This is a genomic window from Niastella yeongjuensis, from assembly GCF_900110245.1.
In the GTDB taxonomy this organism is placed as follows: Bacteria; Bacteroidota; Bacteroidia; order Chitinophagales; family Chitinophagaceae; genus Niastella; species Niastella yeongjuensis.
On sequence record NZ_FOCZ01000005.1, the window covers coordinates 573,421 to 589,702 of the forward strand.

The window sequence follows — 16,282 nt, forward strand, 5'->3', positions numbered from 1 at the left end:
ATCGTAGCACTGGTTATTTTCGCCTGCGCAACTATTACCTCATGCGCGGCTACTAAGGGCTCTGGATGTAAGGGAACGCAAGGATATGTGGGATACGGCGGCGGACGTTAAAATCTAAATAACCCTGATATTATGAAATAGGTTACCCAATGGGTAGCCTATTTTTTATTCCTGACAATTCCGGGTTCCAGGTTTCACTTAATATGCAGGCACTCTTACTATACAGCAGGGCCGGGTTATCTTTAAGGGTAACCCGGTTTTATTTTGGGTAACCCTTATAACAATCCTGGCTATAAGGTAGAAATGCAGCGATTATAAATCGGGGATATCCCGGCTCTTATAAGAGGCGGGATATTTCTGGGTCATCTCCGGGATATATACGGGATATATACGGGATATCTATATTATACACCTGAATATGAGACAGTTCTGTAAGGAGGTTCAATACTGAAAGATATGGCTGGTAATTGGGGAAGAAGAGGAGAACATAACAGATTAAGAATTAAGAACTTGAAAGCCGACACCTTGGAACCTGAAACCTGGAACTTGAAAGAGCCTGGACCTGAACCGGAACTGAAATAAAAAAACCCTCCGGCTATTAGCGGGAGGGTCAATTTCGTATGGCTTGCTGAAAAGGGCCATCCTGGGATCAGGACGGCCTCTAACGATTGCTTGCCATATGAAAAAAAACTTATTTCTTCTTTGTAGTGTCTACTTTCTTAGTAGTGTCAGCTACTGGAGCTGGAGCAGCAGTATCTACAGTTGCAGCAGCTGCTGTATCTACAGTTGCAGCAGGAGCAGTTGTATCTGCTTTTTGCTCAGTGTCAGCGCTTCCGCCATCATTACATGCTACAGCGAATAAAGAACCAATAGCTAATACTAACAACAGTTTTTTCATTGTACCGTTTTTTGTTTGTTAACAAATGATTTATGTACTTTAATACAGGAAATGGAAGAAGGTAACCCCGTAACCCAGATTTTTTTTATTTTTTTCTGAAAAAAGTTCAATCTTTCCATCCCGGGTGATTTTCAACCCATTTTTGCCCTCAAAGGCCTGAATTTTACCAACTGGTTGGGTTACTTCTCCTTAAATTGAGTATTAATTAATGGTTACAAAGCGTGAAAACAGATTCAATCGACGAAAAAGCACTGTTAAAAGGATTGGCACTGAACGACCGGAAGTCCGTTGAGACCATATATAAGTTATATTATAATATGGTTCAGGCATTGATTATCAACAACAACGGTTCTGTCGATGACGCACGGGATATATTCCAGGAAACTGTTCTTGTGCTGTACGAAAAGGCCAAAACAGGCTCTTTCGAACTAACCGCCCAGCTTAAAACCTATGTTTATTCGGTTAGCAGGCGGTTATGGCTTAAAAAACTGCAACAACAGCAGAAATATCTTCCCAATGTTCCGGGGCTCGATGAAACGGTTCCGGTTGAAGAAGATGTTGAAGGCCATGGACAGCGCAACTCAGAATTTCAGGTAATGGAAAAAGCTTTATTACACCTGGGTGAACCGTGCAGAAGTTTGATAGAGGCTTTTTATTTGCAGAAAAGAAGCATGACTGAGATTGCAGGCCATTTTGGATATACAAACGCTGATAACGCCAAAAATCAGAAATACAAATGTCTGATTAGGCTTCGGAAATTATTCTTTGCCGAATTTAAAAACAACGACGTGTGATGCAAGATGTACAATTATTAGATGCTATTGAACGATTTCTCCGTGGCGAAATGTCGCCTGAAGAAATAGCTTCCTTTGAGCAGCTGCGAAAAAGTAATCCGGAAGTGGATGAAAAAGTAGTGGAACACACTATGTTTTTACAACAGATGGACCAGTTCAGTGACTGGAAATCTTTTAAATCAACCCTGAACGACGTTCATAACCAATTGCTCGAATCGGGCGAAATTACCGAGAAAGCCCCTAAAGCCACCGTTATTCAACTGTTCCGTAAATACAAACGGGTAATGGCCGTGGCGGCCTCCATCGCTGGTATCACCACCCTGCTTATTGCCAGCATGGCCACCTACTACACCCAAAAGAAAACAGCCAGCGACCTGCAACGCTTACGCGGCGAATACAAATCGGAAATAACGAAAAAAACCAACGAAGTAATTACCAAGGTACAGGAACGCATTACCAAAGCACCTGAAAATACACCGGTGCGTTTTGGTGGTACCGGCTTCCTGATAGACGGCAAGGGTTACATTGCTACCGATGAACACGTAGTAAATGGCGCATCCAGCGTGGTAGTTCAAAACAGCAAAGGACAGGAATTCAGAACACGTATTATATATACCAATAAAGAAACCGATCTGGCCATCCTGAAAATTCAGGACGATGATTTCAGAAGCGTAGGCCCCCTGCCCTATGGCATCCGCAAAAGCGGTACCGACCTCGGCGAACCTTTGTTCATCCTGGGTTTCCCCCGCGAAGAAATTGTATACAACGAGGGGTACATGAGCGCCAAAACCGGTTATAATGGCGATACCTTATCATTCCAGTTGGGCGTATCGGCTAACCCGGGTAACTCTGGTGGCCCCGTGTTCAACAAAAATGGAGAAGTGGTGGGTGTTATCACTGCCCGGCAAACCCAGGCTGTTGGTGTTGTGTTTGCCGTTTCTTCCAAAAACATCTTCCGCAGCCTGGATGATATCAAAAAAGATACTTCATTTCAGAATATCCGTTTAACACTGAATTCTTCTATCAAGAACCTCGATCGGGTACAACAGATCAAACGGATTGAAGAAGGAGTGTTTATGGTGAAATGCTACTAATACAGGTGAAAGCTATAAGCCGTAAGCTTTAAGCTGAATACAAAATACATAATAAAGAGGCCCCTGATTAAAAACCAGGGGCCTCTTTATTATTGGTGGGACTTCTAAATATCGAAATTAACTTCTTTATTCCTGTTCTCAGCGATGGCTTACAGCTTATGGCTTAAAGCTTACAGCTGCCTTCTTTACTTCCACAACTTTGCCGGATACTCGCCCGCAGCAACTAATTGCTCCAGGTTTGCTTTTACTTCCGGTGCATCTTCTTTATAAGTAACGCCAAACCATTGTGCAGAGGTTGGGATCACTTTGATGGAACCCTTGTTTGCATTGATGAATTTGTCGGCTACGATGGGTATAAAGAACTCTGATTTTGGATTGGTAAGATTTCCATTATCACTCAAAAACTCATTGAACAGTTTTTCAGAATAAGGGAAAATGGATTGATCGAAACACCAGAAGTTCATAGATACCTGTGAATCCATAGGCAGTTCTTTGGGTTCCTGGTTATCGTCAACGAGGATCTTACCGTCTTTTTTGGCAATGTTTATACGCTCGGCAATAGCAACCAGGTCGCCGCTGGCATTGGCCCGGCATACCCCGCGGTTTACGGTACCATTGTCACTTAATGTTTTCAGCAATTCGTATCCAATAATAGAATAAGTATTGCCATTTACATTTTTTGTAAGAAAGGTATAAGCTTTTTCAAATGCATCACGACCATAAAAATCATCGGCATTGATCACCGCAAATGGTTCATTGATGGCATCTTTGGCGCACAGTACCGCATGCGCAGTACCCCAGGGTTTGGTGCGGTCGGCAGGTACCTGATACCCGTCAGTAAATGATTTCAGGTCCTGGTATACATAATCGATAGCAATCTTTCCTTTTAACGGGGGTTCTACTATGGCTTTAAAATCGTCAGCAAATTCCTTGCGGATAATAAACACCACTTTTTTAAATCCAGCGCGTATAGCATCATAAATTGAATAATCCATGATCGTTTCACCACCAGGACCGAATGATTGGATCTGTTTCATACTACCATAGCGGGAAGCCATGCCTGCAGCTAAAATCAAAAGAGTTGGTTCCATTATTGTATTTTTAAAAATTGAGTCACGAAAATATAAAAATATGTGATGAAAACTATGTCGGTAAAAAAAGTAATGACACAGCCGGTCGACATAACAAAAGCAGTAGTACAGCCAGTTAGCGACGAATTGCTATATAGAAAAAACGTTGCCATCGATGTATTGCGGCTCGATCTGATACATCCGGTCATTTCGGGGAACAAATGGTTCAAATTGAAATACCACCTGCAGGAAGCCCTGCAGCAAAACAAAAAAGGCATCCTCACTTTTGGCGGTGCGTGGAGCAATCACCTGGTGGCTACTGCCCTTGCCTGTGCACAGGCCAACCTCGCCAGTATAGGTATTATTCGTGGCGAACGCCCCGCCGTGCTTTCTGATACCTTACAGGAAGTGCAGGATTATGCCATGCAGTTACGGTTCATTTCGCGCGACAAATATGCTAATGAGGCCGCCATCATTCCGGAACTGCAGGACATGTTCACGGATTATTACATCGTTCCGCAGGGCGGACAAAGCCACCTGGGCGTACTGGGCGCTGCAGAAATAGCCAGGCTAACACAAATAGAAAGTTATTCACATATATGCTGCGCCGCCGGCACCGGCACTATGCTTGCAGGTTTAGTGCACGCCGCTTTACCACAGCAACAGGTAATAGGCATTAGCAGCTTAAAAATACCCGATGACGAAAACAACAGTTTGAACAGTTTTGTAAGGCCTTATGCATCAAACCCAAAACAATACGCCATTTTTTACGATTATCATTTTGGCGGCTATGCACGTAAAACAGATGAGCTGATAAGTTTTATGAATAGCACTTATCAGCAACATGAATTGCCCACTGATTTTGTATATACTGGCAAATTGCTTTTTGGCGTTAAACACCTGGTTCAAACTGATTATTTTCAACCGGGCAGTCGTTTGCTGCTGGTGCACAGTGGCGGCTTACAGGGCAACCGGTCGTTACCCGCCGGAACATTAACATATCTGTAAGTTGCAATATAAAACCGCTGTCGCAAAACCAGTATATTTGCGACGCCAAATCCTTTACCACCGATTAATTCAATAACGGCGAATGCGCAAACTGGCGGCTTTACTACTCATACTAACCTGTACCTTATGTACCAATAGCTGGGCGCAGGATACATTGCCTAAATTTTCTGTTGTAACCAAGGGAAATAAAAAAGCTATCATCAGCTGGGTAAACAACTATCCTGTTGTTACGCAAATAAGTATTCAACGTTCAAGAGACAGTCTCAAGGGCTTTGTTACCATCATGTCAATGGCCGATCCTACGGCTCCGCAGAATGGTTTTGTTGATGCCAAAGCGCCTGATATGAACCAGTTTTACCGCATCTTCGTGGTAAAGAATAATGGTCAGTTCCTGTTCACCCAATCAAAACGCCCTTTCTTCGATACCGTTAAAGTAGCCGTTGTAAAACAACAGCCTGAAAACGGCCACCGGGTGGTTATTGCCGAAGGTGTTTCTGAGAAACAGGCCGAAGAAATAAAAGAGAAATTGCAACCCAATACTACCACTACTACTCCCCCGCCTCCTGTTGTGGTAAAACCGCCGGAACCAGAAAAATTCTACTTTGTAAAAAAACGCGATACCCTCGTTGCCACCATCAACGCCAAAGAACTAAAGAAGTTCCGCGACTCCATGGTTACCAAAACAAAGGACACCATGACCTTTGTTGGACTGGATACCATAGTGCTAAAACCGTTTGTTCCCAAAGAAGTATACAAACCTTCCAAATTCGTATATACCGAAAAAGATGGGAATGTAGCCATCAACCTGCCTACGGCCGGTTTGCATAAATACTCCATCAAATTCTTCGATATGCAGGGCATTCCCCAATTCGATATCGATGAAGTAAAAGAATCGCCGCTGCTAATCGATAAAGTAAACTTCCTACGATCGGGCTGGTATAAGTTTGAGTTGTATGAGGATGGGAAACTGAAGGAGAAACATAGGTTCTTTATTCCTAAGGATTAAGGCTGGTGAGTAGTGAGTAGTGAGTAGTGAGTAGTGAGTAGTGAGTAGTGAGTAGGTTCCCGAATTTTCGGACGGCAGCCCTTTCGCGAGCCCGTTCAAAACTTTAAACCATAAAGCCCATACTGGAAACCGGCATGGGCTTTTATATTGTATTAACTTGTTAACGTGTCAACGTGTTAACGTGTTAACTTATCAACTCTACCATAAACACTTTCTCAAAATTCCGCTTCACTTTTTCCTTAACCTCGTTCAGGTCTAACTTTCTACCTAATTCCTTTTCCAAAGAAGTAACCTGTTTGTTCTGAATACCGCACGGAATGATATAATTGAAATAATTAAGATCGGTATTTACGTTGAAGGCAAACCCATGCATGGTGATCCAGCGGCTGCAACGAATGCCCATGGCGCAGATCTTCCGTTCTTTGCCAGGGATCGACGCATCCAGCCAAACACCGGTTTCGCCGGGTGACCGCTCCCCTTTCAGGCCATATTCGGCCATGGTTAAAATGATCACTTCTTCCAGTCCGCGCAGGTACCTGCCCAAATCGGTATAGATCTTATCCAGATCCAGGATGGGATAGCCAACCAGCTGCTCCCGGCCATGAAAGGTAATATCGCCACCGCGATTGGTATTGTAAAAGCTGATGCCTTTGGCCGCTCTTTCTTCTTCACTGATCAGCACATTACTCATATCACCACTTTTGCCCAGGGTGTATACCGGGGGGTGCTCCACAAATAATAAATAGTGGTTGGTATCGAGTATAACCTCCTCATTTTCAACGCCTACTTCCCCCTCAACGGCTGCCATGGCAGACTGCCTGTTCCTGATGGCCGTCTTTACCGCTACATTCTCTTTTAACAGCTGTTCCTGCAGGTCCCAGGCATGCTGATACTCCATATTTCCCAGGTCCCGGAAGTGGACGATCTGTTTATTACTGGTTTCCATATAGAAACAAAGTTACTACTTTATACAACTCCCCCTAGTTTGTTACCTTTGCCGAAACAGTGATACCCCATGACTATAAAGGATACCAATGTTTTCAATGATCAGGACGAAAATGCAGATGGTGTTGAAAGCGCGGAAGAACTATATGAGCGATTCAGTTTAGTGGTTGATAAAGGCCAGGAACCCATGCGGCTCGACAAATTTCTGGTGGCCCGCATTGAGAACGCCAGCCGAAACAAAGTGCAGCAATCTATTGAGAATGGCCGGGTTACCGTAAACGGTAAAACCGTTCAGGCCAATCATAAAATAAAACCGGGCGAAGAAATTATTGTATACTCCGACCGGGAGATGCACGGGGAAGAGATCATCCCGGAACAAATGCCCCTGAACATCGTATTTGAAGATGATGACATTCTCATTATCAATAAACCTGTTGGACTGGTAGTACACCCGGCCAGCGGCAATCCGCGGGGCACGCTCATCAACGGCGTAGCCTGGTATTTACAACAACAGAACAGCAGCATTTCGGCGGATAACCTGCCCCGTTTTGGCCTGGTTCACCGTATTGATAAAAACACCAGTGGCTTAATGGTGCTGGCCAAAACAGACAAGGCTGTTACCTCCCTGGCGAAAGAATTTTTCGACCATACCATTCACCGCCAGTATGTGGCCATGGTATGGGGCGATGTGATCGAAGATGAAGGCACCATCCGGGCTCACATTGGCCGTCACCAGCGCTTCCGCAAAATATTCGATGCCTACCCCGATGGCGAGGTTGGTAAAGATGCGGTTACGCACTACAAAGTGCTGGAACGCCTCGGTTATGTGACCATTGTTCAATGTGAACTGGAAACCGGCCGTACCCACCAGATCCGGGTACATATGAAAAGCATCGGCCACCCGCTGTTCAATGACGAATTATACGGCGGCGACAGAATTGTAAAAGGAACCGTTTTCACCAAGTACAAACAGTTTGTTGATAATTGTTTTGCTATTTGCCCACGGCATGCCTTACACGCTAAAACAATTGGTTTTATTCACCCACGCACCCGCAAGGAAGTAGTGTTTAATAGCGAAATGCCCGAGGATATGACGAAGTTGTTCGAGAAGTGGAGGGGATATGCGAAGACGAAGAATATTAGTTGATAGGGTTGACGCAGTTAACACGTTGACAGGTTAATATATTAAAAGCCCATTCTGGTAACCGGGATGGGCTTTAGTTTTAAGTTCTGAGTTCTTCCGCGACGAGGGTTTTCATCTCTGCCCTCTGCCCCATCTCACTGCCTACTGCCTTTGTCCGTTAAAATCGAAAAGCGTGGCGGTAAAAACAGATTTCTCTCTTTTCTTCATCACCACATCCCAATTGCCATTGTAGCGAAGTACTTTGGGAACGAGGTAGTTGTTGAATTTTGTCATTTCAACTTCCATGCGAACGTTGAAATCATATACACCGGCATCATAGCTAAGGTCGTAGTTGCGGGCAACAATTTCCCAGGTATTTATATTGAACCAGGTGGTCATGTTGTTTACTACCACCTTGTCTTTTTCTCCGGTTGACAGATCTGCCCGTGGTATACAAGTGAACACATAACACATTTCGCCTTTGAACTCATTCATATCGATGGTGAAATCATAGCGCGCAGCCACTTCATCATCGAACAAAGCCACTTTATTGCCAATGAAGGGAATACCGGGGATCCTTTTACCGGGATTAAAGAATAGCATTTTCAGTTGTTCCTTATGTTTAGCCAATCCACTTTTTCCCTGCGTGCTAAAGGAGGCATCTTTTACTATATTGGTTTCGCCGCAAATGGTGTCTGCGGCAAAAAACAAACCGGCATACATGCCGGCTGTATAATAGTTGAATTGATGATGCTTGTTGTAAATATCGCCCGTGGTTTGTTCTTCCAGTATCTGGGTATAGCGGCAGCCATGGCTCACCACCTGTTTGGTACGACTGTGCAGGGAAGCCGTTACCTGTTCTTTTTTATCGAACATCGCAATATCGTTCAGGGAAGTATATCCCAGTACTTTCAAATTGCGGAAGGCTTTGTAAAAAGTAGTATCGTTCCTGATGCGTTCAATAAAAGCAGCCACATTCAGGTTGTTGCGCACAACCACCTCCTTTAATGTAACCGCTTTGTTCTGCACTCTTACCAGGGAATCCTGGGCATAGAGCGGACCCGAAATGATCAAACAAATAAGAACGCGCCAGCAGCCTGGTAGCATGGGGAACACTATTTAGGAAAAATCATTTTATAGTCGGCCCTTACCTTGCCTTTTGAAATATCATCGAGTTTACCACGCAACAGTTTGCGTTTGAAAGGCTTCAGGTAATCGATAAATAATTTTCCTTCTATATGGTCGTATTCATGCAGAATGATACGGGCGGTAATGCCATTGAATGTTTTTTCGTGGGGCACAAAGTTCTCGTCTACATACGTAAGGGTTACGGTTTCTTTACGCATCACATCTTCCCTGATTTTGGGAATGCTTAAACAACCTTCGTTGTAAGCCCATTCTTCGCCATCGAGTTCTTTTATTCTTGCATTGATGAACGCCTGTTTAACGCCTGGTTCATCGGGGTATTTTCCTTTTTCATCCTCTTCCTGGTTCTCAAAGATCTGCGCACTGTCTATTACAAATAAGCGAATATCTTTATTGATCTGTGGCGCAGCCAATCCCACCCCATTGCTGGCGTACATGGTTTCCCACATATCTTCAATCAATTTTGCCAGGTTTGGGTAGTCGGGAGTAATTTCCCTGCCCTCTTTTCTCAAAATATCAGCGCCATATGCTACGATCGGTAATATCATTCTTTAACGGTTGTTTTTAAAATCAGCTTGCAAAGTTACTTGAAAAAAACGAGCTGTTGTTAAGGCATATTACATATTGGAAATCAACTAATACTGCGTAAATATTCCTGTAACATGATAGTGGCTGCTATTTCATCTACCAGGGCTTTGTTCTGGCGTTGTTTTTTCTTCAACCCCATTTCAATCATAGCCTGGGAGGCCATTTTTGAAGTATAGCGTTCATCCCACATTTTTATGGGGATGGTGGGAAATTCTTTTTTCAGCCGTTCTACCGCTTTTTTTACCAGCGGTGTGGCGTGCGTATCGGTATCGTCCCAGTTTTTAGGTTCGCCCATCAGGATCAGCTCCACCGGTTCTTTGGCGAAGTATTCTTTCAGGAATTTGAATAACTGGGGTGTTTGAACCGTGGTTAATCCCGTAGCAATGATCTGCAGGGGATCGGTAACGGCCAAACCAGTACGTTTTCCGCCGTAGTCTATAGATAGTATGCGGGCCATTACATTAGTTAATTGCGTTATAAGCTATCACCAGGTCAATGATCACGAATACGGCAAACACCACACTGGCAATACCGTTGGCGGTCATAAAGGCCAGGTTCACGCGACGCAGATCGGTGGGTTTTACAATGGAGTGCTGGTACAGCAACATGCCCACAAAAACAGCCACGCCTACCCAGTACAACCAGTGAAAATGACCATACACACCAGCCATGATAACACAGGCGGCGCTCAGTACATGCAACAGTTCCGATACGCGCAGCCCTTTCTTTTTACCCAGCCAGGCAGGTATGGAATGTAGTTGTTTCGATTTATCGAATTCTTCGTCCTGCAGGGCGTAAATAATATCAAATCCGCTTACCCAGAAGATCACCGTGAAAGAAAACAGAATGGGCAGCAGAGAAAATACACCGGTCACCGCCAGGTAAGCACCAATGGGTGCCAGCGATAATCCCAGGCCCAGTACCAGGTGGCAAAGCGGGGTGAACCGTTTGGTATAGCTATAGAACAACACCACAAACAACGCTACTGGCGACAATAAAAAGCAAATGCGGTTAATGAACCAGGTGGTGATCATAAATGCCACAGCACAAAAAAAAGTGAACAACAGCACATTGTTTGCTTTTAAGATACCGGCTGGTATTTCGCGAATGGCAGTGCGGGGGTTCTGGCTATCAAACTCGCGGTCGAGGTATCGGTTGAAGGCCATGGCGGCGCTGCGTGCAAAGATCATACACAGGATAACCAGTGCCAACAAAATGCCTAACCGGCCATAATTGGGGGTGAACCTGAAAATGGTATGCACACTCCCTCCTGCATTGCCCAATGCCTGCCGGGCATCGGCCATGCCGCCGGTCATGAAGGAATACACGCCCAGCATAAAGCCGATCAGCGCAAAGGGCATTGCGAAAATGGTGTGCGCAAACTTGATCAGGCTGAGGTATTTTTTAACGGTGCTCATTTATTAATGTTGAATATTGAATTTTGACTGGTGATTGAAATTTCTTGCCTATTGCCCATTGCCTATTTTACTCCTAACCAATTCCCACAACACAATTCCGGCGGCTACAGAAATATTCAGGGAATGCTTCATGCCTAATTGCGGAATTTCGATGCAGCCATCGCACAGTTTGATCACATCCTGGTCTACCCCGGTTACTTCATTGCCAAATACAACAGCCACCTGCAGGTGTTGGTTCATATTGAACTGGTGAAGGGGAATGCTGTTCTGCACCTGCTCAATGGCATAAACCTGGTAGCCATCGTCTTTCAGCCGTTGCACGGCTTCAAGGGTTGTTTCGGCATATTTCCATTCCACCGTTTCAGTAGCGCCCAAAGCTGTTTTATGAATATCGCGGTGCGGCGGCTGGGGGGTATACCCACACAAATAAATACCCCGTAATAAAAAAGCGTCGGCCGTACGGAACACGCTGCCTACGTTGTGCATGCTGCGGATATTATCCAGCACCACTATCACCGGCATTTTTTCGGCCTCTTTAAATTCATGAACCGACTTGCGGTTCAATTCGTCCATACTTAGCTTACGCATGGCGGCAAAGGTAATTGAAAAAGGCAGAAGGCAGCGGGCAAAGGGCAGAAAGCCGCGACGCGGCGGAGGAAGGAAGTCAGAAGTAAGAGGTGGGAAGTCAGAAGAGTCCGAAATTACGAACTCCTGGGTTTTCCATATACCGCTGAAAATAGCGAGCTTCGTACTTCCTACGTCTTACGTCCTATTTCCTGCTTCTTACCTCCTACTTCCAGGCCCATAATCAAGATGGTCAACGCAATCAACCCCAGCAACTTGCCCCCAATTTACCCACATCCCTCAAACGGCTTTTTAAAACGGCAATCAAACCCTATATATTTGCCCCCATGTCGAAAGCTGCTACTACAGAAACTCCTTTGATGCAACAACACAGGGCTATTAAACAACGATATCCCGATGCGGTGCTGCTTTTTAGAGTAGGTGATTTTTACGAAACTTTTGGCGAGGACGCTGTAGTGGCTTCGCAGGTGCTGGGTATTACCCTCACCAAACGCAATAATGGCGCTGCCTTCAGCAGCGAGCTGGCAGGGTTCCCCCACCACGCCCTCGACACCTACCTGCACAAACTGGTGCGGGCCGGTTACCGGGTAGCCATTTGCGATCAGCTGGAAGATCCCAAAGCAGCGAAAGGCATTGTGAAACGCGGCGTAACCGAATTGGTGACGCCCGGGGTGGCCACCAACGACAAAATGCTGGAACATAACAGCAATAACTTCCTGGCCGGTATTCATTTTACCGAAGACCATGCAGGTATTGCCTTCCTGGATATTTCAACCGGTGAATTCTTTGTTGCCGAAGGCAATTCAGAATACATAGATAAACTGTTACAAACGCTGAAGCCCGCGGAAGTAATTTTTCAGCGCAGCTTTCAAAAGCATTTCAAAGAGGTGTTTGGTTCCCGCTTTTACACCTACACCATGGAAAGCTGGATCTTCGATGGCCCCTATGCCACCGAAAGCCTGCTGAAACATTTTAATACCCATTCGCTGAAAGGTTTCGGGGTTGAAGAACTTCCCCTGGGCATTGTGGCCGCCGGTGCGGTGCTGCATTATCTGAAAGATACCGAGCACCCCAACCTGCAACACATCACCAGTATTCAACGCATCGATCGCGACGACTACCTGTGGATGGACCGTTTTACCATTCGCAACCTGGAGCTGATCAGCACCGGACAGGGCGATGGCAACAACCTGCACAAAGTGCTCGACAATACGGTATCGCCTATGGGCGCCCGTTTGCTGAAACGCTGGATCCTGTTGCCATTAAAAGACATCAACCGCATCAACGAACGATTGGAGCTGGTTGAGTTCTTTATTAAGGAAGTTGACCTGCGTAACAAACTGATCCAACACATAAAACAATGTGGCGATATAGAGCGGCTGGTGAGTAAGATCCCGCTGAAAAAGATCAACCCGCGTGAAGTGCTGCAAATAGCCCGTGGCCTTCGGCATATTGAAGAAATAAAAAGTATCTGCAGCAATGCTGAAAGCGCATACCTGAAACGGCTGGCCGATTCGTTGAACGCCTGCCACAATATTGAAGAAAAGATCACCAAAGAGATCATCGACAATCCACCGGTGGCGGTGGCCAAAGGCGGCGCCATTCAACCCGGCATTCACGCCGAACTGGATGAGCTGCGCAATATTGCCACCAATGGGAAAGAATACCTGGTGCAACTGCAGCAAAAGGAATCGGAGAAAACAGGGATCTCGTCTTTAAAGATCGGTTTCAATAACGTATTTGGTTATTATTTGGAAGTAACCAATTCGCACAAAAGCAAGGTTCCGGCCGAATGGATGCGCAAGCAAACCCTGGCCAATGCCGAAAGATACATTACCGCCGAGCTGAAGGAATATGAAGAAAAGATAACCGGCGCTGAAGACAAGATCATGGCCATCGAGCTGGAGATCTATGAAAAGCTGCTGCTGGAATTACAGGAATACATTGCGCCCATGCAGGTGAATGGCAACGTACTGGCCATTCTCGATTGCCTGTTGTGTTTTGCGCACAATGCCCTGCATTATAATTATAAAAAACCTGAGCTGCACGAAGATGGGGTGCTTGACCTGAAAGAAAGCCGCCACCCGGTTATAGAACGCAATCTACCGGTGGGTGAACCCTATATCTCCAACGATGTATTGCTGGAACCGGCTTCGCAACAGGTGATCATCCTTACCGGACCAAACATGAGCGGTAAAAGCGCCATCTTACGACAAACAGCGTTGATTACGCTGATGGCACATATGGGCAGCTTTGTACCGGCTACCACCGCACACATTCCGCTTACCGATAAAATATTTACCCGGGTGGGCGCCTCCGATAATTTAAGCGGCGGCGAAAGTACCTTCATGGTAGAGATGAATGAAACGGCCAGCATCATCAATAACATTTCTTCCCGCAGTTTGATTTTGCTCGATGAAATTGGCCGCGGTACCAGTACCTACGATGGTATTTCCATTGCATGGAGCATTGCAGAGTACCTGCACCAAAGCCCCCATGCGCCCAAAACGCTGTTTGCCACCCATTATCATGAATTGAATGAGCTGGAGGACAAACTGCCCCGTATAAAGAACTACCACATCACCAATAAAGAAGTAGGTAACAAAATCATCTTCCTGCGTAAACTGGCCCCCGGTGGCAGCACCCACAGTTTTGGTATTCACGTGGCCAAAATGGCGGGCATGCCCGCAGCCCTCATTGACCGGGCCAATGAGATCTTAAAAGTGCTGGAGAAAAAGCACGAAGACCAGCCGACTACTGGCGGAAATATTCAAAACAAACTGCAGAACCAGGTAAAAGAGGTTGCCAGCCCCAAAGTACAGCTGTCGATCTTCGACTCCCACAGCGAAACCTTTGGCGATATCCGCAAAATGCTCAACGATATCGACATTAACCGCTTAACCCCCGTAGAAGCGCTTTTAAAGCTAAATGAAATAAAAAATCTGGTTAAATAAGGATCACTGGTCGCCCGAATGTGCTGCCTCATCGAAAAAAGTACCAAAGTTGTACCATTAATATAATCTTGTGCCGCAATAACCCGCTTGCTAACTCGTTTTTATAAGTAGTAACCCGTAGATCCTTTTAATTATTTAATTGTACCCCGCCCGTGAAAACTGGTAAACTCTTTATTATCAGCCTGTTCCTATTTGGCAGGCTGGCAGCACAATGCCCCGGCGCCTCAGGTGATCAAACCTCCTATGGCACCAACGACACCTGGATAGGATATGTCTATGACAACGACGATTTCACCAATTATATGGGCTTTATAAACGAAGGCGCACCCGGCCTTATGAACTTCGACCAGCACTTTGGCGACGTTGATGAAATGACCTATCCCACCAGCAACTGCAGCATCCGAACCAATAGCTTTTCCATCCGCTATAAGCTCAGAAAAAACTTTCCCGACGATACGTACGCGTTCACCATCAGCGGTGATGACGGGTATCGCCTGAGTTTGGATGGCGGCACCACCTGGATCATTGGTGACTGGGGCGGCCATGGTTATACCAGCCGCAGTGTAAGCGTTCACTTGAACGGGCCCGTAAATATGGTGATCGAATACTTCGACCAGGGCGGCGGTCAACGGATAACTTTTCAGGCCTGCGGCGGCATTACCGACGAAACGGTATACGGCACCAACAATATCTGGCGCGGGTACGTATACGACAATCCGGATTTTACCGCATGGAAGGGTATTGTATTTGAAGGTTCGGCTGCCAATCCCTTCTTCGATCAAAACTTTGGGGGCGACGACGTTACCTACAATACCAGTAACTGTTCTATAGAAACGCAATCGTTCAGCATCCGTTACCGCCTCAGGAAAACATTCCCCCTACTCACCAATATTACCTTCCTGGTAAGTGGGGATGACGGCTATCGGTTTAGTTTGGATGGCGGCGCCAACTGGGTGATCAACAACTGGGGTGATCACGTATACATGACGGGAAGTTACAGCACTGCCTTAAATGCCGGTACGTACGATATGGTGGTGGAATATTATGATAATGGCGCTGCCAACCGGGTGAGTTTTGATATGAACTCTATCATTCTGCCCGTGCAGCTGCTGCAATTCAATGGCCGGTTGCAAAACGAACAAACCCAATTGAACTGGACCACTCCCCTTTCAAGCAATACTGATCACTTTGTAGTAGATAGAAGTAATGATGGCCGCCAGTTCTTTAGTATTGGCGAAGTGAAAGCAGCAGCAGGAATAACCAATGCCAACGGTATCCGCTTCAGCTTTACCGATGCGTCTACATTAACCGGCACCCAATATTACCGGTTGAGACTGATTGATAAGAATGGTACGACTACTTACTCTGAAACCATCACTATAAAAAATAACACCACCGGCCAGGCAAGAATATACCCAACAGTTATTCAGCCAAACACTTCCCTGTGGTTACAAACCGGTAAACAACTCGAGAATGTGACCATCACAGTTACCGATATCATGGGCCGGGCTGTTATGCAACAACACGCTTCGGTATTACCTGGTAATCAAACCACCAGTTATTCGCTGCCGAATATGGTGAAAGGAACTTATGTAGTGAAAGTTAAAGATGCTATGGGTGTGCAATTGACCCAAAAGATTATTGTTCCTTAGT

15 protein-coding genes are annotated in these 16,282 nt (G+C 45.7%); 7 read left to right on the top strand and 8 right to left on the bottom strand.

From position 1 onward, the window contains the following. Nucleotides 1–691: 691 nt before the first annotated feature. Nucleotides 692–898, bottom strand: a complete 207-nt coding sequence (locus BMX95_RS16350; protein WP_081203503.1) for a hypothetical protein — start codon at nucleotides 896–898, stop codon at nucleotides 692–694. A 221-nt stretch (nucleotides 899–1,119) separates the two neighbouring features. On the opposite strand from BMX95_RS16350, the gene BMX95_RS16355 reads away from it, so the two are divergent. Together BMX95_RS16355 and BMX95_RS16360 are read left to right on the top strand one after the other, a co-directional pair. After that, entirely contained in the window at nucleotides 1,120–1,692 is a 573-nt protein-coding gene (locus BMX95_RS16355; protein ID WP_081203504.1) for an RNA polymerase sigma factor, read from the top strand. Then, nucleotides 1,692–2,786: a S1C family serine protease gene (locus BMX95_RS16360; RefSeq protein ID WP_081203505.1), complete on the top strand. Its 1,095-nt coding sequence runs from the start codon at nucleotides 1,692–1,694 to the stop codon at nucleotides 2,784–2,786. Before BMX95_RS16355 ends, BMX95_RS16360 begins: the two co-directional genes overlap by 1 nt. A 185-nt stretch (nucleotides 2,787–2,971) precedes the next feature. On the opposite strand, the gene BMX95_RS16365 is transcribed toward BMX95_RS16360, so the two are convergent. Then, nucleotides 2,972–3,877, bottom strand: a complete 906-nt coding sequence (locus BMX95_RS16365) for a nucleotidyltransferase family protein (protein WP_081203506.1) — start codon at nucleotides 3,875–3,877, stop codon at nucleotides 2,972–2,974. A gap of 45 nt (nucleotides 3,878–3,922) precedes the next feature. Here BMX95_RS16365 and BMX95_RS16370 point away from each other — a divergent pair, with 45 nt between their 5' ends. Both BMX95_RS16370 and BMX95_RS16375 read left to right on the top strand, forming a co-directional pair. After that, a complete protein-coding gene (locus tag BMX95_RS16370; RefSeq protein ID WP_081203507.1) occupies nucleotides 3,923–4,864 on the top strand; it encodes a 1-aminocyclopropane-1-carboxylate deaminase/D-cysteine desulfhydrase in 942 nt (313 codons plus the stop codon). A gap of 82 nt (nucleotides 4,865–4,946) precedes the next feature. Then, the gene (locus BMX95_RS16375; RefSeq protein WP_081203508.1) at nucleotides 4,947–5,870 is read left to right on the top strand and encodes a hypothetical protein; all 924 of its coding nucleotides are present in this window, start codon (nucleotides 4,947–4,949) and stop codon (nucleotides 5,868–5,870) included. A gap of 184 nt (nucleotides 5,871–6,054) precedes the next feature. Here BMX95_RS16375 and lipB read toward each other — a convergent pair whose 3' ends face one another. Further along, entirely contained in the window at nucleotides 6,055–6,816 is a 762-nt protein-coding gene (lipB, locus tag BMX95_RS16380) for a lipoyl(octanoyl) transferase LipB (RefSeq protein ID WP_081203509.1), read from the bottom strand. Between the two features lie 69 nt (nucleotides 6,817–6,885). Here lipB and BMX95_RS16385 point away from each other — a divergent pair, with 69 nt between their 5' ends. Then, a complete protein-coding gene (locus BMX95_RS16385; RefSeq protein ID WP_081203510.1) occupies nucleotides 6,886–7,962 on the top strand; it encodes an RluA family pseudouridine synthase in 1,077 nt (358 codons plus the stop codon). Between the two features lie 138 nt (nucleotides 7,963–8,100). Here the strand turns inward: BMX95_RS16385 and BMX95_RS16390 are convergent, their stop codons facing one another. From BMX95_RS16390 to BMX95_RS16410, 5 genes are all read right to left on the bottom strand, one after another. Next, nucleotides 8,101–9,045, bottom strand: coding sequence for a hypothetical protein (locus BMX95_RS16390; RefSeq protein WP_081203511.1), 945 nt, complete (start codon nucleotides 9,043–9,045; stop codon nucleotides 8,101–8,103). An 8-nt stretch (nucleotides 9,046–9,053) separates the two neighbouring features. After that, entirely contained in the window at nucleotides 9,054–9,632 is a 579-nt protein-coding gene (def, locus tag BMX95_RS16395) for a peptide deformylase (RefSeq protein ID WP_081203512.1), read from the bottom strand. A gap of 83 nt (nucleotides 9,633–9,715) precedes the next feature. Next, the gene (gene ruvX / locus BMX95_RS16400; protein WP_081203513.1) at nucleotides 9,716–10,129 is read right to left on the bottom strand and encodes a Holliday junction resolvase RuvX; all 414 of its coding nucleotides are present in this window, start codon (nucleotides 10,127–10,129) and stop codon (nucleotides 9,716–9,718) included. 4 nt (nucleotides 10,130–10,133) lie between these two features. Further along, nucleotides 10,134–11,090 carry a UbiA-like polyprenyltransferase gene (locus BMX95_RS16405; RefSeq protein WP_081203514.1) on the bottom strand — a complete coding sequence of 319 codons (957 nt, stop codon included), beginning with the start codon at nucleotides 11,088–11,090 and terminating at the stop codon, nucleotides 10,134–10,136. 48 nt (nucleotides 11,091–11,138) lie between these two features. Further along, on the bottom strand, nucleotides 11,139–11,678 hold the full coding sequence (locus BMX95_RS16410; RefSeq protein ID WP_081203515.1) for an RNA methyltransferase: 540 nt from the start codon (nucleotides 11,676–11,678) through the stop codon (nucleotides 11,139–11,141). Between the two features lie 323 nt (nucleotides 11,679–12,001). On the opposite strand from BMX95_RS16410, the gene mutS reads away from it, so the two are divergent. Both mutS and BMX95_RS16420 read left to right on the top strand, forming a co-directional pair. Beyond that, nucleotides 12,002–14,629, top strand: coding sequence for a DNA mismatch repair protein MutS (mutS, locus tag BMX95_RS16415; protein ID WP_081203516.1), 2,628 nt, complete (start codon nucleotides 12,002–12,004; stop codon nucleotides 14,627–14,629). Between the two features lie 152 nt (nucleotides 14,630–14,781). Continuing rightward, nucleotides 14,782–16,281 (top strand): T9SS type A sorting domain-containing protein, encoded by a 1,500-nt coding sequence (locus BMX95_RS16420; protein ID WP_081203517.1) that lies wholly within the window; start codon nucleotides 14,782–14,784, stop codon nucleotides 16,279–16,281. The last annotated feature ends 1 nt before the right edge of the window (nucleotide 16,282 follow it).